This is a genomic window from Methylobacter arcticus (genome assembly GCF_050917435.1).
GTDB lineage: Bacteria > Pseudomonadota > Gammaproteobacteria > Methylococcales > Methylomonadaceae > Methylobacter_A > Methylobacter_A titanis.
This window is the reverse complement of record NZ_CP159583.1, coordinates 1884152-1902405: the sequence shown is the minus strand read 5'-3', so window position 1 is coordinate 1902405 and position 18254 is coordinate 1884152. Positions and strand designations below refer to the sequence as shown.

Annotated in this window: 20 protein-coding genes; 16 read left to right on the top strand and 4 right to left on the bottom strand. The window is 45.9% G+C overall.

Translation table 11 applies throughout. The annotated features are described in order from the left end of the window. Window positions 1-231: 231 nt before the first annotated feature. From hflK to ABXJ76_RS09150, 5 genes are all read left to right on the top strand, one after another. Window positions 232-1434: an FtsH protease activity modulator HflK gene (gene hflK / locus ABXJ76_RS09170; RefSeq protein WP_432746252.1), complete on the top strand. Its 1203-nt coding sequence runs from the start codon at window positions 232-234 to the stop codon at window positions 1432-1434. Continuing rightward, window positions 1434-2288, top strand: a complete 855-nt coding sequence (gene hflC, locus ABXJ76_RS09165; RefSeq protein ID WP_432746251.1) for a protease modulator HflC — start codon at window positions 1434-1436, stop codon at window positions 2286-2288. Before hflK ends, hflC begins: the two co-directional genes overlap by 1 nt. 107 nt (window positions 2289-2395) lie before the next feature. Beyond that, entirely contained in the window at window positions 2396-3634 is a 1239-nt protein-coding gene (locus ABXJ76_RS09160) for an ATP phosphoribosyltransferase regulatory subunit (RefSeq protein WP_432746249.1), read from the top strand. A 12-nt stretch (window positions 3635-3646) separates the two neighbouring features. Continuing rightward, a complete protein-coding gene (locus ABXJ76_RS09155) occupies window positions 3647-4939 on the top strand; it encodes an adenylosuccinate synthase (protein WP_432746247.1) in 1293 nt (430 codons plus the stop codon). A 37-nt stretch (window positions 4940-4976) separates the two neighbouring features. Further along, window positions 4977-5264: a hypothetical protein gene (locus ABXJ76_RS09150; RefSeq protein ID WP_432746246.1), complete on the top strand. Its 288-nt coding sequence runs from the start codon at window positions 4977-4979 to the stop codon at window positions 5262-5264. Window positions 5265-5420: 156 nt separating this feature from the next. Here the strand turns inward: ABXJ76_RS09150 and ABXJ76_RS09145 are convergent, their stop codons facing one another. Further along, the gene (locus ABXJ76_RS09145; protein ID WP_432746244.1) at window positions 5421-5786 is read right to left on the bottom strand and encodes a VanZ family protein; all 366 of its coding nucleotides are present in this window, start codon (window positions 5784-5786) and stop codon (window positions 5421-5423) included. 10 nt (window positions 5787-5796) lie between these two features. Between ABXJ76_RS09145 and ABXJ76_RS09140 the strand changes: the two genes are divergently transcribed. The 5 genes from ABXJ76_RS09140 to ABXJ76_RS09120 all read left to right on the top strand — a co-directional run bounded on the left by ABXJ76_RS09140 (window position 5797) and on the right by ABXJ76_RS09120 (window position 9993). Beyond that, a complete protein-coding gene (locus ABXJ76_RS09140) occupies window positions 5797-6591 on the top strand; it encodes a ferritin-like domain-containing protein (protein WP_432746242.1) in 795 nt (264 codons plus the stop codon). Window positions 6592-6805: 214 nt separating this feature from the next. Beyond that, window positions 6806-7768 carry an MlaE family ABC transporter permease gene (locus ABXJ76_RS09135; protein WP_432746241.1) on the top strand — a complete coding sequence of 321 codons (963 nt, stop codon included), beginning with the start codon at window positions 6806-6808 and terminating at the stop codon, window positions 7766-7768. After that, on the top strand, window positions 7765-8565 hold the full coding sequence (locus ABXJ76_RS09130) for an ABC transporter ATP-binding protein (RefSeq protein WP_432746239.1): 801 nt from the start codon (window positions 7765-7767) through the stop codon (window positions 8563-8565). Before ABXJ76_RS09135 ends, ABXJ76_RS09130 begins: the two co-directional genes overlap by 4 nt. Beyond that, window positions 8558-9472 carry an MlaD family protein gene (locus tag ABXJ76_RS09125; protein WP_432746237.1) on the top strand — a complete coding sequence of 305 codons (915 nt, stop codon included), beginning with the start codon at window positions 8558-8560 and terminating at the stop codon, window positions 9470-9472. Before ABXJ76_RS09130 ends, ABXJ76_RS09125 begins: the two co-directional genes overlap by 8 nt. Beyond that, complete coding sequence (locus ABXJ76_RS09120; protein WP_432746236.1) at window positions 9469-9993, top strand: ABC-type transport auxiliary lipoprotein family protein; 525 nt, start codon at window positions 9469-9471, stop codon at window positions 9991-9993. The genes ABXJ76_RS09125 and ABXJ76_RS09120 overlap by 4 nt, the downstream gene beginning before the upstream one ends. A 786-nt stretch (window positions 9994-10779) precedes the next feature. Here ABXJ76_RS09120 and ABXJ76_RS09115 read toward each other — a convergent pair. From ABXJ76_RS09115 to ABXJ76_RS09105, 3 genes are read right to left on the bottom strand one after another with little or no spacing between them, the layout of a single operon-like run. After that, complete coding sequence (locus ABXJ76_RS09115) at window positions 10780-11370, bottom strand: CDP-alcohol phosphatidyltransferase family protein (protein ID WP_432746234.1); 591 nt, start codon at window positions 11368-11370, stop codon at window positions 10780-10782. Then, window positions 11367-12221: an endonuclease/exonuclease/phosphatase family protein gene (locus ABXJ76_RS09110; protein WP_432746232.1), complete on the bottom strand. Its 855-nt coding sequence runs from the start codon at window positions 12219-12221 to the stop codon at window positions 11367-11369. Before ABXJ76_RS09110 ends, ABXJ76_RS09115 begins: the two co-directional genes overlap by 4 nt. A 12-nt stretch (window positions 12222-12233) precedes the next feature. Then, the gene (locus ABXJ76_RS09105) at window positions 12234-12740 is read right to left on the bottom strand and encodes a CDP-archaeol synthase (protein ID WP_432746230.1); all 507 of its coding nucleotides are present in this window, start codon (window positions 12738-12740) and stop codon (window positions 12234-12236) included. A gap of 212 nt (window positions 12741-12952) precedes the next feature. Between ABXJ76_RS09105 and ABXJ76_RS09100 the strand changes: the two genes are divergently transcribed. The 6 genes from ABXJ76_RS09100 to ABXJ76_RS09075 all read left to right on the top strand — a co-directional run bounded on the left by ABXJ76_RS09100 (window position 12953) and on the right by ABXJ76_RS09075 (window position 18243). Beyond that, the gene (locus ABXJ76_RS09100) at window positions 12953-13147 is read left to right on the top strand and encodes a Trm112 family protein (RefSeq protein ID WP_432746228.1); all 195 of its coding nucleotides are present in this window, start codon (window positions 12953-12955) and stop codon (window positions 13145-13147) included. Then, a complete protein-coding gene (gene kdsB / locus ABXJ76_RS09095; RefSeq protein WP_432746226.1) occupies window positions 13144-13914 on the top strand; it encodes a 3-deoxy-manno-octulosonate cytidylyltransferase in 771 nt (256 codons plus the stop codon). The genes ABXJ76_RS09100 and kdsB overlap by 4 nt, the downstream gene beginning before the upstream one ends. 98 nt (window positions 13915-14012) lie before the next feature. Continuing rightward, entirely contained in the window at window positions 14013-15197 is a 1185-nt protein-coding gene (gene alaC, locus ABXJ76_RS09090) for an alanine transaminase (protein ID WP_432746224.1), read from the top strand. A gap of 166 nt (window positions 15198-15363) precedes the next feature. Then, on the top strand, window positions 15364-16674 hold the full coding sequence (locus ABXJ76_RS09085; RefSeq protein WP_432746223.1) for a homoserine dehydrogenase: 1311 nt from the start codon (window positions 15364-15366) through the stop codon (window positions 16672-16674). Window positions 16675-16683: 9 nt separating this feature from the next. Then, window positions 16684-17778: a threonine synthase gene (gene thrC, locus ABXJ76_RS09080; protein ID WP_432746221.1), complete on the top strand. Its 1095-nt coding sequence runs from the start codon at window positions 16684-16686 to the stop codon at window positions 17776-17778. A gap of 117 nt (window positions 17779-17895) precedes the next feature. After that, window positions 17896-18243 (top strand): HNH endonuclease, encoded by a 348-nt coding sequence (locus ABXJ76_RS09075; protein ID WP_432746220.1) that lies wholly within the window; start codon window positions 17896-17898, stop codon window positions 18241-18243. Window positions 18244-18254 lie beyond the last annotated feature (11 nt).

Genomic DNA, 18254 nt, shown 5'->3' with positions numbered 1-18254 from the left:
ACAGTTACCTCACATGAATCTAGTCAACAGGCAATATTCTATGCCTTTCAACTTCAGTCAATAAGTTCATTTTACATTGGAAGAGGCTTGGCTTCGCCTTTTGCCAATATTTACGATAGAATGATAAATATAAATAGGTAAGCCGTAAGGAATGTTGCCTCTTGCTAAAAGTTGAAATGATCCTACGGGATAATTGTAATAACGTTTAAGTAACCAATATGGAGAAAAGTTATGTCCTGGAATGAGCCTGGCGGTGATAAGAAAGACCCTTGGAGCGGTCGTGGCGGCCAAAAAGGCCCACCTGATCTAGATGAAGCAATACGTTCATTGCAAGAAAAGTTAAGCGGATTTTTCGGCAGTGGTAATGAGGGGGGGGAAAGTTCATCCGGTATTCCTCCTTTAAAAAGCTTGGGTTTTCTCATAGTAGGCGCAGCAGTAATATGGGGTTTAAGCGGTTTTTATATTATTGATGAAGGCACGCATGGCGTTGAAACCCGGTTTGGCAAGTATGTAGCGACAACTCAGTCGGGTTTGAACTGGCATTTTCCTGCGCCTATCGAACAGGTTGAGGTTGTTGATGTTAAGCAGCAACGGTATATCGAAGTAGGTTATCGTAGTGGCGGTAGTGAGCAAGTTGTTGGTTCGGTACCTAAAGAAGCGCTAATGCTAACTAAAGATGAAAATATTGTCGATGTGCGTTTGGCCGTACAGTATCAGGTTAAAGACGCAAAAGATTTTGTTTTCAATATAGTCAATCCTGCAGCTACCTTGAAACAGGTTACCGAAAGCGCACAACGTGGCGTAGTCGGCAGTAGCACCATGGACTTTGTGTTGACCGAAGGCCGTAGCGAGGTTGTAGCTCAGATTAAAAAGGAAATACAGGACGTTATGGATACTTATAAGTCCGGCATTCTGATTACCAGCGTTAACCTACAGGATGCGCAACCGCCTGAGCAGGTACAAAACGCATTTGAAGATGCCATTAAAGCGCGTGAAGACGAACAACGTTTAATTAATGAGGCGGAAGCCTACTCTAATGATGTCGTACCAAAAGCGCGCGGTGCTGCCGCCAGAAAGATGCAAGAAGCCGAAGGCTATAAAGAACAGGTTATTGCTCGAGCAGAAGGTGAGTCCAGTCGTTTTTCCAAATTGCTTGCCGAGTATGCTAAAGCACCAGATGTGACTAGAAAGCGTCTTTATATCGAGTCTATGGAATCCGTATTAGGCGAAACAAATACGGTGATGATTGACGTTAAAGGTAGCAATAATATGCTTTATTTGCCATTGGATAAAATGATCCAACATCAGTCTTCGATTCAAGAAACTAATGTTCCTCCAAGTGCGACAGATAAACCTTATCAAACAGGGATTGAACCGCCAACACAATCCGTTGGGCGAACTTCAACTCGCGGTCGTGACGCAAGGGGACGATAATGATACAAAATAAAATATTGATAGGTCTGGCTGCATTGTTGTTTGTCGGCATGATGTGCGTGTTTACTGTCAGTGAAACAGAAAGGGCAATTAAATTTCGTTTAGGTGAGATTATAAAAAACGATTATGAAGCTGGATTGTATTTTAAATTGCCATTTATTAATAACGTAAAAAAGTTTGATAAACGTATTCAAACGATGGATGCAAAACCTGAACGGTTTTTAACGGCAGAAAAGAAAAACGTTATTGTTGATTCTTTTGTGAAATGGCGTATAGGTAATGTAGGCACTTTCTATACCGTTGTTGCCGGTGATATAGATCAAGCTAATTTGCGGCTGGATCAAATCGTTAAAGACGCTTTTCGGGGCGAATTCGGTAAGCGGAATATTAAACAATTAGTTTCAACCGATCGTCAGACTATTCGTGAAATATTGATTAAAAACGCCAAGCCGCTAGCTGCTGATTTAGGCATGGAAATTGTTGATGTTCAGGTCATGCGTATTGATTTGCCTAGCGAAGTCAGTAGTTCTGTTTACCTCAGAATGGAAGCCGAACGTGAAAGGGTTGCCCGTGAGTTTCGCTCGCAAGGTGCGGAAGCGGCAGAAAGAATTCGTGCCGACGCTGATAGGCAACGGGTTGTTACTATGGCAAACGCTTTCAGGGATGCAGAAAAACTTCGCGGAGAAGGCGATGCAAAATCTGCCGAGATTTATGCTAAAGCCTATGGTGAAGATACTGAATTCTTTACGTTCTATCGTAGTTTGAATGCCTATAAAAAGACTTTTTCAAGTTCAAGCATGATGGTACTTGATTCTGATTCAGACTTCTTTAAATACTTTAAACAGCAGAAGTAAGCAAAGACCCGATTCTAGTAGAGGCAACCATTCAGGTCGCCTCTACTAGAAAACCCGTAACCAACGCTCCGCATGCGGGGCGTTTTGTTTGAGTGGACATATAAAACATGCAACAAAAAGATTCTTGGCTTTTGCCCGATGGCATAGAAGAAATTTTGCCGGAAGAGGCTCAGCATCTTGAATGCTTGCGCCGTAAGATACTGGATACGTTTGCTTGCTGGGGATATGAATTAGTTATTCCTCCGTTCATTGATTATCTGGATTCGTTGTTGACCGGTTCAGGACATGATCTGGAATTGCAAACCTTCAAACTGACCGATCAGATCAGTGGTGAAATGCTGGGGGTGAGGGCGGATATGACGCCTCAGGTTGCCAGAATCGATGCACATAATCTTAATGCGGAATGGCCGACCCGTCTTTGTTATACAGGCACTATTTTGCACACCAAGGGCGATCCGCTGGAAAAAACCAGAAGTCCGATGCAGATAGGCGCCGAGCTTTATGGCCATGCCGGTAAGGAAAGCGATGTAGAAGTTATCCGCTTGATGCTGGAAATGTTGGCGATGGCCGGATTGCAAAATGTGCATCTTGACCTAGGCCATGTCGGCATCTATCGGGCGCTGTCAAAGCAGGCTGGATTAAATGATGCCCAAGAAGCTGAGTTGTTTGACGTATTGCAGCGCAAGGCCAGACCCGAGCTTCAGGAGCTAATGGCCGGATACAGCATCGATGATCAGCTTAAGACTATGTTCCTGAAACTGCCGCAATTGAACGGCAGTAAGGAAACCATTGCCAAAGCCCGAGCCGTATTATTGACGGCTAATGGCGAAGTCAAACAGGCTTTAGCAGATTTAGAAGCTATTGCGGAAAAATTATCGGCCAGTTTTCCATCATTACCGATTAGTTTCGATTTGGCTGAATTGCGTGGTTATCATTATCATACCGGCATTGTTTTTGCGGCTTTCGTGCCGTCGGTAGGCAGGGAAATAGCCAGAGGCGGTCGCTATGACAATATAGGTGCTATTTTTGGACGTGCACGTGCTGCGACCGGCTTTAGTGCGGACCTGAAAGTATTATCGGCATTAGGCAAAATAGCCTATCAAAAAGAACAGCGAGCCTTGATTTATGCTCCGTATTTAGACGATGCTGCACTAAATGAAAAAATCAGGGATTTACGCGCCAAGGGACTGGCAGTTGTTCAGCAACTACCGGGGCAAACCGGAACAGCACAAGAACTCAGGTGCACAGCTATCTTGGAACAAGATCATCAAAACTGGTTCGTAAGAACCTTATCCTCGGCAACTGCTCCATGCGTTGCTCTACCTCCTGCATCAATGCAGTCGTAATTCGGAATAATTATGGGAAAAAATGTTGTTGTCATCGGTACTCAATGGGGTGACGAAGGTAAAGGTAAGCTAGTTGATCTGTTAACGGAACAAGCGGAAGCTGTTATCCGTTTTCAGGGCGGTCATAATGCTGGACACACACTGGTTATACAGGGGGAAAAGACGGTTTTGCATCTTATTCCGTCCGGCATACTCAGGAAGAGTGTTCAATGCATGATCGGCAATGGCGTAGTTTTATCGCCCAATGCCTTGCTGGAAGAAATTGAGTTTCTGGAAAAAGCCGGTATTCCGGTTAGAAACCGTTTGCTGATCAGCGAAGCTTGCACACTAATATTGCCGGTTCATGTAGCCATTGATCAGGCACGTGAAAAAGCCCGTGGCACGAAAGCCATTGGTACTACGGGTCGCGGTATTGGGCCTGCGTATGAAGACAAGGCGGCAAGAAGAGGTTTGCGGGCTGGAGACTTTTTAAACCCAACAGTTTTTACCGAGAGGTTTAAGGAACTGGTCGATTATCACAATTTTATGCTGACTCATTATTATCATGCTGAAGCCGTCGATTATCAAAAATCTCTTGATGAAGCACTGAGTCTTGGTGAACAAATCAAGCCGATGTTGACTGATGTGAGCGAGAAACTGTATCAACTTCAAGATCAAGGCAAAAATCTGTTATTTGAAGGCGCACAAGGTGCTTTATTGGATATAGATCACGGCACTTTTCCTTACGTGACTTCGTCGAGCACTACCGCTGGCGGCGCGGCTACCGGCACCGGCATCGGGCCGCTTGATCTCGACTATGTGCTGGGTATTACCAAAGCCTATTCGACTCGCGTAGGTAACGGCCCTTTTCCGACCGAATTGCATGATGCGAACGGCGATCACTTGGGTACGGTCGGCCATGAGTTTGGTGCCACTACCGGGCGCAAACGTCGCACCGGCTGGTTTGACGCGGTCGCTATGCGCAAATCCGCAAAAATGAATAGCCTGAGCGGCATTTGTTTAACTAAACTTGATGTGCTTGACGGGTTGGAAAAGGTCGGTATTTGTACCGCCTATAAACTTAACGGCATTATTACCGAAACTGCGCCCTTGGGTGCAGATCAGTATGAAGAATGTCAGGCGATTATTGAACATATGCCGGGCTGGACGGGAACGACGGCCGGTGTAACTGATTACAATGCGCTGCCGGACAACGCCAAAGCTTATATCAAGAGAATCGAACAGCTAATAGGCGTCAAGATTACTATCTTGTCAACCGGCCCCGATAGAGACGAAACAATTATCCTGGAACATCCGTTCGCTTGAGCGGCTGTTACAGAGAAACTAATGACCTGGAGATAACATGGCTGAAACTGTAGACGAATTGACTGTAACATACGAAGACGGAGGCATTGAGACAGTCAAGGAACTGGACAAGAAAGTGCTGACTAAAGGTGCCTGGGCTACGATTATGTACCGTTATCAAGACTGGAATCGTGCCAAAGAAGAATACGGACCGGATAAATACACCATTCGCCGCTATCAGAAACTCAATGGCGAGTACAAGCAAAAATCGAAGTTTAATATTTCGAGTAAAGATCAAGCGAAAGCTATTATCGACGCACTGGAAGGTTGGATTAAAGTGGATTGATTGTATAAAGACAAAAGGATTTGTCCGCTTTAGCGCACTGGCATTAAGTTAAGCCGTCATCCAGGCAGGGAGCATATCGGAATACAGAAGCCATGGATGGCTAAGTTAATGATTACCTTTTTCTTGTCATTTTCAAAAAATACACGAACCTTGTGTTTAAACTGATACTTGCTGCCAACGCAACCTATTCAATAAAAATACCGCCAACCCCGAACCACTGGTATCGGCGCTCCAATCGGCGATGTCCGAAAAACGACCTTCAACAAAAGACTGATGCCACTCATCTGATATACCGTATAAACTACAAAAAATAACGCTGAGTAAAGCAAGAATAATAGGTCGATTAAGCAAGTGATTAAAACTGCGCCATGCCAATACGCCCATTATAAAATAGGCTCCGGCGTGAAGGATTTTATCCTGCTGGAAAAATAAACTCGGAACCGGCAGAATAGGCTGGTCGGAAAGCCAGTAAATCAATAGGCAATAAATAAATAACAACGTGAAATCTAAAGTCTTAATCATAGTCTTGTAAATGAAAAATTTATTTGAATTTACTGAGGCGTTTTTTCAGCCGATTAGTATCGATGAAAAGTTGGCGCTGACGCATCAGGCTTGGCATACACATATTTCCGGGGGATTATCGTTTACTTCGGATCGGCCGGTATTGCCGATAGATAGGGTAACGTTTCCCGCACGGCCGGAGTTATTGGCTCCGCGTCAGATGCCCCGGCGAAAACTAACCACAACCGCAGGTGTCGCGGCTTTTTTTCATGCCATTGCCCATGTTGAATTTGTCGCCATTTATCTGGCCTGGGATATTTTATATCGTTTTCGTGGCATGCCCGACCAATTTTATCAGGATTGGTTACGTGTTGCTGATGAAGAAGCTCAGCATTTTGAATTAATCAGGATGCATCTACGGGCTATAGAGATTGAGTATGGAGATTTACCGGCACATAGCGGCTTGTGGGATCATGCTAAAGATACTGCCGATGATTTGCTTGGCCGGTTGGCGATGGTTCCACGCTGTATGGAAGCGCGAGGACTGGATGTAACACCCGCGCTTATTGAAAAATTCAGGATACTGGGTGATGATGCAAGTGTAGCAATTTTAACGCGCATTTTGACCGACGAAGTAAGGCATGTAGAACGGGGTTCTTACTGGTTTAAATTTGTTTGTCAGCAACGCGGTTTCGAGGCTGAAGCCAAATATTGCGAGTTAATCGATCAATACTATATTGGCGGTAAACCTAAAGGCCCGTTTAACCGGGAATTACGCAAAATTGCTGGTTTTTCGGATGCTGAGATTGATTGGCTGGAGAGTTAATCGCTAAATTTTTAGGTTAAAAACAATGCACATCCCTATGACTGACACCTTAATAAATCAGGATAGACCTCCTGCATTGGAGATCGTTGCACAAGACGACGGACAAGATTGTGTCAAATTGTCAGGCTGTTGGAATCTTCGCAGTCTAGTCTCCGCACCTGAGCTAAATCTAAAAATAAGCTCGTACGCAGCAAATGAAAACATTCAATGGGATATGAACTCAATCGACGTACTCGACAGCGCCAGCGCGTTGATACTCTGGAAAGCATGGGGTAAAAAGCTGCCGGTTGCTTTGAAGATGCTGCCTGAGCATCAACGTTTGTTCGAGCGCTGGCAAGCCCAGACAATTTCAGAAGCTGAACCGGTCGGTCCTCGTTCAAGTCTGATTATTAAATACGGCTATCAACTGTTTGCCAACTTTTTGGAACAATTGCTGCACTTAGTGACTTTATTAGGTCAGCTGGTTTTGGATATGAGTTATCTGTTGCTGCATCCGGGCGAAATTCCCTGGTCGGAAATTTCCATCACGATTTATGAGTCAGGGGTTCGGGCTTTAGGAATCACTGCCCTAGTAGGCTTTTTGATCGGCATCGTGCTCAGTTACTTATCGGCGCTTCAATTGAAGATTTTTGGGGCAGAGATTTATATCATCGATATTTTGGGCTTGAGTGTCATTCGTGAATTAGGCCCTTTGCTGGCAGCCATTTTGGTTGCTGGTCGATCTGGTTCGGCAATGACCGCGCAAATCGGCATTATGCGAGTAACCGAGGAACTCGATGCGTTATCGGCGATGGGCATATCCCATTCCTTACGCCTGATTTTGCCTAAGGTGATAGCATTGACCATAGTCTTGCCGCTAATTGGTGTATGGACCAGTTCTATGGCGCTGATAGGCGGGATGGTTTCGGCGCAAAATACGCTGGATATTAGTTATCAGCAGTTTTTTCTTAAATTACCTGATGTGGTACCGCTGATTAACGTTCTTATCAGTCTATTGAAAAGTGCGGTATTCGGATTGATGATTGCCCTTATTGCCTGTCATTTTGGTTTTCGGATCAAACCGAATACCGAAAGCTTAGGTAATGAGACCACTAATTCGGTAGTCGCTGCGATTACCGTGGTGATTATGGTCGATGCGGTATTTGCCATTTTGTTTATGGATGTCGGTATGCCATGAGTGACTCCTACGCAATACAGCTGGAGCATGTCTGGACCAGCTTTGGCGATCCTGACAAAGGCACAGACAAAATTGTTCATCAGGATATTAATCTTTGTTTGGAGCATGGAGAAATTTTGGGATTAGTGGGCGCATCAGGTTGTGGAAAAACCACTTTGCTGCGCGAAATAATAGGCCTACAAACGCCCACTCAGGGTGAGGTGTTCGTGATGGGGCAATCGTTGAAACATGCTCATTCAGATCATGGCCAGCGGTTGCGTAACAATTGCGGCGTACTGTTCCAGAAAGGCGCATTATTTAGCGTTCTAAATGTTTTTGATAATATTGCCTTCCCGCTGCGGGAACTGGGTTTCCATGATGAAGAATTAATTGCACGAATCGTGTTTATGAAGCTGGCAATGGTGGGCTTGGCTGACAGTGACGCCTGGTTAAAGCCGGCTGCTTTATCGGGAGGTATGATCAAGCGGGTAGCATTGGCCCGCACTATGGTGCTGGAACCAGGATTGTTGCTGCTCGATGAGCCGACTTCCGGTCTCGATCCCATTTCTAGCGAAGATTTTGTCAGCCTGTTATTCGAGCTGCATAAGGATCTGCATTTTACGGTAGTCATGGTGACCCACGATTTGGATATATTAAGGGATTTGTGTACCAAGGTTGCCGTACTGGCAGATAATAAAATGGTTGCTTTTGGAACACTGGCCGATGTTTTAAACTGCAAGCATCCCTTTGTAGCAGAATTTTTTCACAATAGACGCGCTGAACGGGTATTTCAGTATCAGGAGACTGCTCATGGGTAGAGAAAACCATGCACTGATTACCGGGTTGTTTTTGATTGCTTTGGTCACGGCATCGACAGCAATTGTTTTCTGGATTGGCACCATGAATCAAGAGCGTAATCTCTATATCATTTCAACCAGAGAGTCGGTGTCGGGCCTTAATCCTGAATCGACGGTCTTTTACCGAGGCATAGCAGTGGGAAAGGTGCTTAAAGTTAAGTTTGATCCTTTAGATTCCGGCATCATTCTTATTCCTGTTGAGGTCGATAAAAACATCGTGCTGAGTAAAGGGGTATACGCGACCTTGCGTTTAAAAGGCGTCACCGGCCTGACTCAGATTCAACTGGAAGATTCTGGTGCTATTTCCGAAGTATTGCCGCCGGGGGATAATCCCATGACTCATATTCATTTGGTGCCATCGTTGACAGACAGGCTAATGGATACGGGAGAAGAGCTGTTACATAAGGCCGATCATTTAATGCAGCGGCTTAGCTCGTTATTAAATGATGAAAATGAAAAGAATATCGGCGGTATATTAAGTAACTTGAAAACATTAACCGACAAGCTTTCCGAGTTACAAAAGAGCGTTGATAAGGCGCTGACGGGTATCCCTGCATTGACTACCGATGCCAGAAAAACCCTGACAAATATTGATGGGTTGACTAACGATTTACAAAAATTAACCGGGGAAGTGCAAAACCTTAGCGTAAAAGCAGGTAATCTAGTCGATAGCGGAAAGAATACCGGCGATGCTTTGACCCAATCTACATTACCGAAAGTTAATAAACTGCTAACCGAATTGCAATCGACAGCGCAACAGGTAAAAAGAGTCGCCACGATATTAGAAAATAACCCACAGGAATTATTGTTGGGGCCGAGTCAACGAGATTCAGGGCCGGGTGAACCGGACTATAAGGAACCGAAATGAGGTATTTGTTAATCGGCTGGTTAGTGTTTTTTAATGTGGGTTGTAGCGTTCCCGTCAAACAACTCGCATTGCATGATTTTGGTTTGCCTGTGTCAGTCGCGCCTCAGCAAAGCAGAGCATTGATTACTGTCAATGCACCAACTTGGCTTTGGGATAATCGTATTCGTTATCGATTGCTTTTTGCCTCGCCATCGCAAGTTAATTTTTACGGATTGGATCGCTGGATTGCATCGCCGCCCGAATTGTTTGAGCAGTTGCTGAGTTCTAGCGACAAAACCCAGAATTACGCCTTAATAGTTAAGCTACGGAATTTTGAGCAGCAATTCGATGCGCCAGATCGAGCGCGAGTGATATTACGTTTTTTTGTGGAAGCATATTCTGATAATAAGAAGGTTGGTACACAGGAATTTCACCTACAACAGCCTACTAAAACGCCTGATGCGGCTGGTGCAATTAGTGGTTTTACTGATTTAGCCTGGCAGGCTGATGAAAAAATCCAGAGTTGGCTTGCGGGATTGTAGTTGTTAAAAATAAGTGCCTTACGACTGCATAGACATATATTTGCTTATCGGCACATAGCATAGCTATGCTACTCTCGCGATTGTCCCTTTCCCACAATCCCTGTAGTCAAGGCTTCCGCTCCTGCTCGCGCCCCTTGCCTACACATCTCTGGAGGCAAAAAAAACCTCCCGATTCCAGAGGAAAAGGGAGGTAAGATGTACAGATACTGGATAGCTCTGAACTTTCACACTACGAGGAGGTACATGAAACTTTTAGAGATCAACTATTAAATCTTGATCTCATGGCAATGTTGCTTAAAACAGCAACGCTTGCAAATAATATTTGAAATGAAGCACACTAAAAATAAGTCTATGTATTCCAATGATAAGCACATTAGTCTAACGATAAAATTAAATAATATAGCTTGCTTCCGAATGATTAAAGATTATACGCATATGGCTATAGACCTACAATATAGGTAAAAAGCAATAGATTGTTTCTATTTTGTTGATAAACAAGGTAAGACAGGAATAAGATGAGCTTAACTCCTTTAAGCTAATAAGTTTCATTACTCATCAGGCGCTTTTGTTGTTATAGATCAAGCATCAGACGAGAATGGCTTATCTAGATGCCTTCATCGCCAAAACCAATACGTGAAATTAAGCCGACCATTTCCGTAAAAAATCAAGGGTCATTACCGTCTCAAAAAGAACACCGGAACAGCGTATACAGCGTTCTTACTACCATACGAAAAACTTGTTAGCAATCTTTAAATACTGCTTATTTTAAGCAAATAAAATACAGATTTATCTTTTGCGATCATTCCGCACTGAACGCTTCAACACATCCCAGACTGAGCGTAGATTCGATTCAGGTTCAGGCAAAAGCCAAGTGATCATTATTTCTTCTATTGCCGCAACGACACACATCACGGCAGCTACGCGAAACGGCCATGTAGGGCCGCCCAGAAAAAGCATATACAAAGTCAAGCCCATAGTAGCGGCGGCGATTTTCGCCCCCCAAGTATGATAGCTGGTAAATCGCCCGAATTTAAAAATTCCCACTAGGGCAGGTAACAGGCAACTGGCAATAATTAGACCAACATAAAGCAGTTCTCTGCTGACCACATCAGGCCATAACCACCAACAACTTAGCGCAACGGTCAGGTAAGTGATGACATCCGCCCAGCTGTCGAGGGCGGCACCAAACTGAGAAACTTGTCCGGTCAAGCGAGCGATTACGCCATCGAGCAAGTCGGTAGCGAAGGTAATCGCCAGCAGTCCCATGAAGGCAATTGGGTGATCATACCATGCCAGCCACAGCAACACCGGCGCTGCCACAAAGCGAAACCCGGTCAGCAGGTTAGGCAGGGTTAGTTTGGACTGAGTGCTACTCATAAGCTAAACGTAGCCGTCAATGGCGTATGATCCGACAGTGTATGCCACGGCGCATGGGTCAGGCGTTCACACGATACCGGAGTTAAACCGCGAAAATAAATGCGATCCATCGGTAAAAAGGGCAACCAAGACGGAAAGCTTCGCGCATAACGGCCATGAGTTACCTGAAAAATCTCTTGCAAGCCCAGACGATCATGGAACAGTCGGTCAGCCTGTCCCAGCCAGTCGTTAAAATCACCGGCTATAATCAGCGGCGCATCATGCGGCACATGGCTGTCGATACGCACCGATAATTTGCCTATTTGCAGGCGGCGCTCTTTGCCGGTCAAACCGAAATGTATGCACATAATATGCACATCCTGACCGTTCTCCGGAAGTCGGTCGCATCGATTCTTTATCGCTTGCGGCACTCCTGACCCCCAAGGATGGGGGGAATGCCGAGGACTGTCAGGAACAGTCTCGGTCACCATCCCTGGCAGTCGAATAACGCCATGCAACAGGCTGCGACTGGCCCAGGGGAAGGGCGATACATTGATGTTTTCCCAGCGCTCGAACGGATGTTTGCTCAGGATTGCATTGCCGTGATGGCCGGCATTGTAAACGGCATTCTTACCGTAAACGTGGTAAGGCCAGGTGTTTTCGGCAAGAAACTCAAGCTGGGATAAAACCGACCAGTCGGGGATTTTTTGCTGATGGCGCCGGTGCTCACCTTGCATTTCCTGCAAAAACATTAAATCGGCGTCGGCGGCTATCAATGCATCACGGATCTGGTGCAACACAAACCGCCGGTTGCCGACATTAAAGCCTTTATGGATGTTGTAGGTTAATACTCGTAATCCTTTTTTATTCATAGAGTAGTTAGTTTAATAAGGCCGCTTGCGAATATGCAACCGGTAAAGTACCGGTGAAATCAATTCCTCAATTAGGAAAAAAAGCGCGACAATTAAAACGATGTCGATCAGACTTAACGCCAGTGGCTCTTTTAACAGCCATATCGGCAACAGTGATTCAGGCACCGTGTCGAGACCTCGCGTCCGGCTGCTTTCGACGCATCCCATTCGGCGTTTGATAAAGCTTGCCAGCATGTCTCCAACCATTGCCGAGGCACCGAATAATGCCCCCGTTAAAGGTTCTATTCCGCTTAAAATGGCTATCAGGGTTGTAGTTAAAATGGCTGAACACAAGCCGCGCCAGGTTTTGGTATTGCCAAACAAGCGATGGCCGTCGCGCAGTTTTAATTTATTATCCACCGGCCATGCCCAACGCTTGCCCAGTATTTTATTGACCAGAACCGGTGCGCCGTTCGCAGCAATAAGCAATGCGATAGCCTGAGTCATGCAATATAAACACACAGGTAGCGCCGCAGTCATGTTGAAATCCTCAGTTACTCAGAAAAACTCTGTTTTCAGCTGATCTTATTTGACCATAGTTAACAATTTCTGTCGATTCAGGTTAGATGAACGGCTGAGATGCTTGATGATGAACCGGCACGCGCATGAAACAGGCTGCTTAAAAATACTGTAAAATACTGTAAAATGCCTGAAAGGCGAGTTTTGCCACTTACTTCAACTACGAGAAAACCATGATAGATAAAAAACTGCTTGATATTCTGGCTTGTCCTTTATGCAAGAGTCCGTTAATTTATGACAAGTCTAAGCAGGAACTTATCTGCAAAGCCGACCGGATTGCTTTTCCTATCCGTGACGATATTCCGGTTATGCTTGAAGATGAAGCCCGCGAGTTAACCAACGATGAAATCGACGCATTAGCCAAATGAGTGTGCGTTTTAAAGTCGTCATCCCGGCAAGATACGGATCGACACGATTGCCGGGAAAACCGTTGCTGAACATCGCAGGCAAGCCGATGATTGCGCATGTCTGTGAACGCGCACAGGAAGCCGATGCTGATGACGTTATTGTCGCCACCGACGATGACCGGATTTTTCAAGTCGTCAGTGACTTAGGGTTTAAAGCGGTCATGACCCGCCCGGATCATCAAAGCGGCACCGAAAGAATTGCCGAGGTTGCAAAACTATGCAGCTGGGCTGGTGATGAAATCATCGTGAATCTGCAAGGCGATGAACCGCTTATTCCACCGACCTATATCCGTGATGTTGCTGCGGCATTAGCCGGTCAACAACAGGCAGGTATTGCCACGCTGGCCGCCAAAATCAGCGATCTCGAAGAAATTTTCAATCCTAATGCCGTCAAAGTAGTTTTGAATAAAGCCGGTTACGCGCTTTATTTCAGCCGCGCACCGATTCCATGGGAAAGGGATACATTTACCCTAGCAGGCGGCAAGCCCTCAGGGAAATTCCCCTATCTCAGGCATATAGGCATGTACGCTTATACAGTTGATTTTTTAAACCGCTACTGCCTGTGGGATGCGTCCATGCTCGAATCGATCGAATCGCTTGAACAACTGAGAATACTATGGCACGGCGAAGCTGTTCGGGTAAAAATCGTAGATCAAACACCTGCCGCCGGAGTCGATACACAAGAAGACTTACTGCGCGTAGAACAAGTATTACTTTTAAAACACTAGAGCCTGCCTGAGTACTGTTTACATTTGACGTAGCCTATTAATAACAGTACCTTAGGTAATATTTTTTAACTTAAACACCGGTTTTTCAAGAGCTGTCGATGGAACAATTTCAAAGAATAAGTCGTTTACCTCCTTACGTTTTTAACATTGTCAATGAGCTGAAAGCTAAAGCTCGAGCGGAGGGAGAAGACATTATCGATTTTGGCATGGGCAATCCCGACCAACCTACGCCCGATCATATTGTCCAAAAAATGATTGAAGCCGTCCAGCGTCCCGATACGCATCGTTATTCGGTTTCCAAAGGCATACCCCGATTAAGAAAAGCCATCTGTACTTGGTATAAAAATCGCTATGATGTCGATTTAGACCCGGAAACTGAAGCTATTGTGACCATAGGTTCAAAAGAAGGTTTGGCACATTTGGCGCTGGCTACTTTAGGACCGGGGGATGTGGTGCTGGTACCCAACCCAGCTTACCCGATACATCCGTATGGCGTAGTGATTGCCGGTGCCGATCTTAGACATGTACCGATGATTCCGGGCGGTGATTTCTTTGATGAACTGGAAAAAGCCATTATCGATTCATGGCCGAAACCGAAAATGCTGATTCTTAATTTTCCCGGAAATCCTACCAGTCAGTGCGTGGAACTGGATTTTTTTGAAAAAATTGTCGCCATCGCCAAAGAACATAACATCTGGGTAGTACAGGATATCGCTTATGCGGATATTGTTTTCGACGGCTACAAAGCGCCGTCAATTCTTCAAGTCGAAGGCGCAAAAGACATCGCAGTAGAGTTTTTCTCGTTATCGAAAAGTTACAATATGCCGGGCTGGCGTGTAGGCTTTATGTGCGGCAACAAAGAACTGGTTGCGGCTTTGGCACGCATTAAATCTTATCTGGATTACGGCACCTTTACGCCGATCCAAATTGCCGCGATTGCAGCTCTTGAGGGTCCGCAGGAATGCGTTACTGAAATTGCCGAGATGTACCGTAAAAGACGTGACGTACTGTGCGACGGATTAGTGGCAGCAGGATGGCCGGTTGAAAAACCGAAAGCGACCATGTTTGTCTGGGCACGTATTCCCGACGCATATCAGCACATGGGCTCGCTTGAGTTCTCCAAAAAACTGCTGGCAGAGGCCAAAGTGGCGGTTTCTCCGGGCATTGGTTTCGGCCAACATGGCGACGATCATGTCCGGTTCGGTTTAATTGAGAATGAACACCGCACCCGTCAGGCGGTTCGTGGTATCCGCAATATGATGAAAAAAGACAAAGTTATATAATGCTACGTTTTCATCGTTCCCATACTCGTATCACCGTCATTAAGTTAAGCCGAAAATAGTTATGGTTGTATAGTGTGGGCGCGCATTTATTCGCGCCCACACTATACACTTAATGGCAGTGATACTTCCTGTAGGAATGATAATATTTTTTTAACTGGAGTTTTATTTGAAACCGGTAAAAGTAGGTGTATTAGGGTTAGGTACTGTCGGTGGCGGTACGGTCAATGTGTTGAAGCGAAATGCGGCAGAAATTGCCCGCAGAGCAGGGCGTGAAATTATCATCACCCGTGCCTCGGCAAATGATTTAAACAAGCAGCGTATTTGCGACACGCAAGGTATCGCCTTAACGACCGATCCTTATGAAATCATCAATGACCCCGAAATTGAAATCATTCTTGAACTCATTGGCGGAGCAGGACCGGTCAAAGATATGGTGTTAACAGCCATAGCAAACGGCAAGCATGTCGTTACCGCCAATAAGTCGCTGATTGCTTTGCATGGCAATGAGATTTTTGCCAAAGCCAGCGAAAAAGGCGTCATCGTCGCCTTTGAAGCTGCTGTTGCCGGAGGCATTCCCATTATCAAAGCCATACGTGAAGGTTTAAGCGGCAACCAGATTGAATGGTTAGCAGGCATCATCAATGGCACGGGTAATTTTATCCTGACCGAAATGCGCGATAAAGGCCGCGATTTTGCCGACGTATTAGCCGAAGCGCAAGCCCTGGGCTATGCAGAAGCCGATCCCACTTTTGATGTGGAAGGCATAGATGCCGGCCATAAATTAACCATTCTGGCTTCGATTGCTTTTGGCATCCCGCTACAGTTTGACAAGGTTTATACCGAGGGTATTACCAAAATCACCCGCGCCGATGTCGAGTACGCGGAACAACTGGGTTACCGCATTAAACATCTGGGCATCGCCCGCAAAACGCCGGAAGGAATCGAATTAAGAGTACATCCGACGCTGATCCCTGAACGTCGCCTTATCGCCAACGTAGACGGCGTGATGAATGCCGTGCTGGTTAAAGGCGATGCAGTCGGCGCTACGCTTTATTATGGAGCCGGAGCCGGAGCCGAACCGACTGCATCCTCGGTAGTCGCCGATGTCATTGATGTGGTCAGAGCCTTAACCAGCGACCCTGAAAATCGTGTGCCGCATTTAGCCTTTCAGGCCAATGCCTTAGCCGATATTCCGGTATTGCCATCGGAACTATTTCGAACATCTTATTACCTGCGGCTTAATGCTGAAGATAAACCGGGAGTTTTGGCCGAAGTAACCCGGATTCTGGCCAATCATCAAATAAGCATTAAAGCCATTAGGCAGGAAAAACCGTTGGACAACGAAACTTCGATACCGATTATCATACTGACTCAGATCACGCTTGAAAAGGAAATGAACTCGGCTATCGCTGAGATTGAAGCATTAAAAACCGTTACCGGTAAAGTCAACCGCATCCGCCTGGAAACTTTAGGATAAATAAAATATATGTCTACGCACAAACATTACACCGGTTTAATAGAACGTTACAGAGATCGTCTGCCCGTCAGCGCAACCACCCGTATCATCAGCTTGAACGAAGGCAATACGCCGCTGATCCAATTGCAAAATATCCCGCGATTGATCGGCAAGTCGGTTGATATTTATGTCAAATTTGAAGGCCTGAACCCTACCGGCTCATTCAAGGATCGCGGCATGACCATGGCGGTTACCAAAGCCGTAGAAGCCGGCAGTCAAGTCATCATCTGCGCCTCAACCGGCAATACCTCGGCTTCTGCCGCAGCCTACGCGGCACGCGCCGGCATTAAAGCTTTCGTATTAATACCCGATGGCAAAATCGCCCAGGGCAAGCTCGCGCAAACCTTAATGTACGGCGCTGAAATCATCCAGATCAACGGCAACTTCGATAAAGGCATGGCGCTGGTTAAAGAAGTCGCCGAACAAGCCCCAGTTACGATCGTTAACTCGATCAATCCATTCAGAATTGACGGGCAAAAAACTGCCGCTTTTGAAATTGTCGATGATCTCGGTTTCGCGCCTGATTATCACTGTCTTCCTGTCGGGAATGCCGGAAATATCACCGCCTACTGGAAAGGCTATAAAGAGTATTCAACCGAGTCGGCAACCCACAAAGCCGTCACCGCTAAGCGTCCGGTCATGTGCGGTTATCAGGCTGCCGGAGCCGCACCGTTCGTAGCAGGTCACATGATCGATGAGCCGGAAACCATTGCCACAGCCATACGCATCGGCCATCCGCAATCCTGGGATTTTGCGTGGGCAGCACAAAAAGAGTCCGGTGGCTGGTTTGACAAGTTCACCGATGAACAGATTTTAGCCGCACAAAAAATGCTGTCCCAGTATGAAGGTATTTTTTGCGAGCCAGCCTCGGCGACTTCTCTAGCCGGAGCCTTGCATGATATTGCTTCCGGGAAAATCCCCGAAGGCAGTAAAATCGTGTGTACCTTAACCGGCAACGGCTTAAAAGATCCCGATACGGCTATAGCGCAATGCACGGCGGCGCATCCGGTAACCATTGAAGCCAGCCTGGATGCGGTTAAGAGAGCTATTTTGGATTGTTTGTAAACAGACTTTCACCACGAAGACACGAAGTTCCAAACGTTCCTATACGGTTGCTATTTTTGAATCATGCAATAAACCCTGCGGACGGGGTAACATATAATTTAAACGTTAGGACTCATAATGAAGATTTGCACCAAATGCGGAGGCTCAAGGTTTAATAGTTGGAATCGTTGCATGGATTGCAGGAATATGAGGGCTGTAGCTCGCGCCGAACGTATTAAGAAAAATGGGGGTTCTCATACAAAGCATGAATGGGAAACTCTACTTTCGAAAAGCCCAGCGTGTGCAGTGTGTGGCCGAGAATGGGCACAGGTAGCACTAAGGCCAGATCCCCGCTATAAAAATACTTGGACAAAAGGTCACAAAACCCCGATTTACCACGGCGGTTCGGATGATATTTTAAACATTCAAGCAGAATGCTATGAATGTAATTTCAAGAAAAATGCTGGAAAGCTCAAAGTATCTTAATACTAACTGGA

Excerpts from the sequence above, each read along its gene's own strand:
- ABXJ76_RS09160 (WP_432746249.1), top strand. The coding sequence starts at position 2,396 with ATGCAACAAAAAGATTCTTGGCTTTTGCCCGATGGCATAGAAGAAATT.
- ABXJ76_RS09075 (WP_432746220.1), top strand. The coding sequence starts at position 17,896 with ATGAAGATTTGCACCAAATGCGGAGGCTCAAGGTTTAATAGTTGGAAT.
- kdsB (WP_432746226.1), top strand. The coding sequence starts at position 13,144 with ATGAGTGTGCGTTTTAAAGTCGTCATCCCGGCAAGATACGGATCGACA.
- alaC (WP_432746224.1), top strand. The coding sequence starts at position 14,013 with ATGGAACAATTTCAAAGAATAAGTCGTTTACCTCCTTACGTTTTTAAC.
- ABXJ76_RS09145 (WP_432746244.1), bottom strand. The coding sequence starts at position 5,786 with ATGATTAAGACTTTAGATTTCACGTTGTTATTTATTTATTGCCTATTG.
- ABXJ76_RS09115 (WP_432746234.1), bottom strand. The coding sequence starts at position 11,370 with ATGAGTAGCACTCAGTCCAAACTAACCCTGCCTAACCTGCTGACCGGG.
- ABXJ76_RS09150 (WP_432746246.1), top strand. The coding sequence starts at position 4,977 with ATGGCTGAAACTGTAGACGAATTGACTGTAACATACGAAGACGGAGGC.
- ABXJ76_RS09100 (WP_432746228.1), top strand. The coding sequence starts at position 12,953 with ATGATAGATAAAAAACTGCTTGATATTCTGGCTTGTCCTTTATGCAAG.
- hflK (WP_432746252.1), top strand. The coding sequence starts at position 232 with ATGTCCTGGAATGAGCCTGGCGGTGATAAGAAAGACCCTTGGAGCGGT.
- hflC (WP_432746251.1), top strand. The coding sequence starts at position 1,434 with ATGATACAAAATAAAATATTGATAGGTCTGGCTGCATTGTTGTTTGTC.
- thrC (WP_432746221.1), top strand. The coding sequence starts at position 16,684 with ATGTCTACGCACAAACATTACACCGGTTTAATAGAACGTTACAGAGAT.
- ABXJ76_RS09110 (WP_432746232.1), bottom strand. The coding sequence starts at position 12,221 with ATGAATAAAAAAGGATTACGAGTATTAACCTACAACATCCATAAAGGC.
- ABXJ76_RS09140 (WP_432746242.1), top strand. The coding sequence starts at position 5,797 with ATGAAAAATTTATTTGAATTTACTGAGGCGTTTTTTCAGCCGATTAGT.
- ABXJ76_RS09130 (WP_432746239.1), top strand. The coding sequence starts at position 7,765 with ATGAGTGACTCCTACGCAATACAGCTGGAGCATGTCTGGACCAGCTTT.
- ABXJ76_RS09120 (WP_432746236.1), top strand. The coding sequence starts at position 9,469 with ATGAGGTATTTGTTAATCGGCTGGTTAGTGTTTTTTAATGTGGGTTGT.
- ABXJ76_RS09125 (WP_432746237.1), top strand. The coding sequence starts at position 8,558 with ATGGGTAGAGAAAACCATGCACTGATTACCGGGTTGTTTTTGATTGCT.
- ABXJ76_RS09105 (WP_432746230.1), bottom strand. The coding sequence starts at position 12,740 with ATGACTGCGGCGCTACCTGTGTGTTTATATTGCATGACTCAGGCTATC.
- ABXJ76_RS09135 (WP_432746241.1), top strand. The coding sequence starts at position 6,806 with ATGAACTCAATCGACGTACTCGACAGCGCCAGCGCGTTGATACTCTGG.
- ABXJ76_RS09155 (WP_432746247.1), top strand. The coding sequence starts at position 3,647 with ATGGGAAAAAATGTTGTTGTCATCGGTACTCAATGGGGTGACGAAGGT.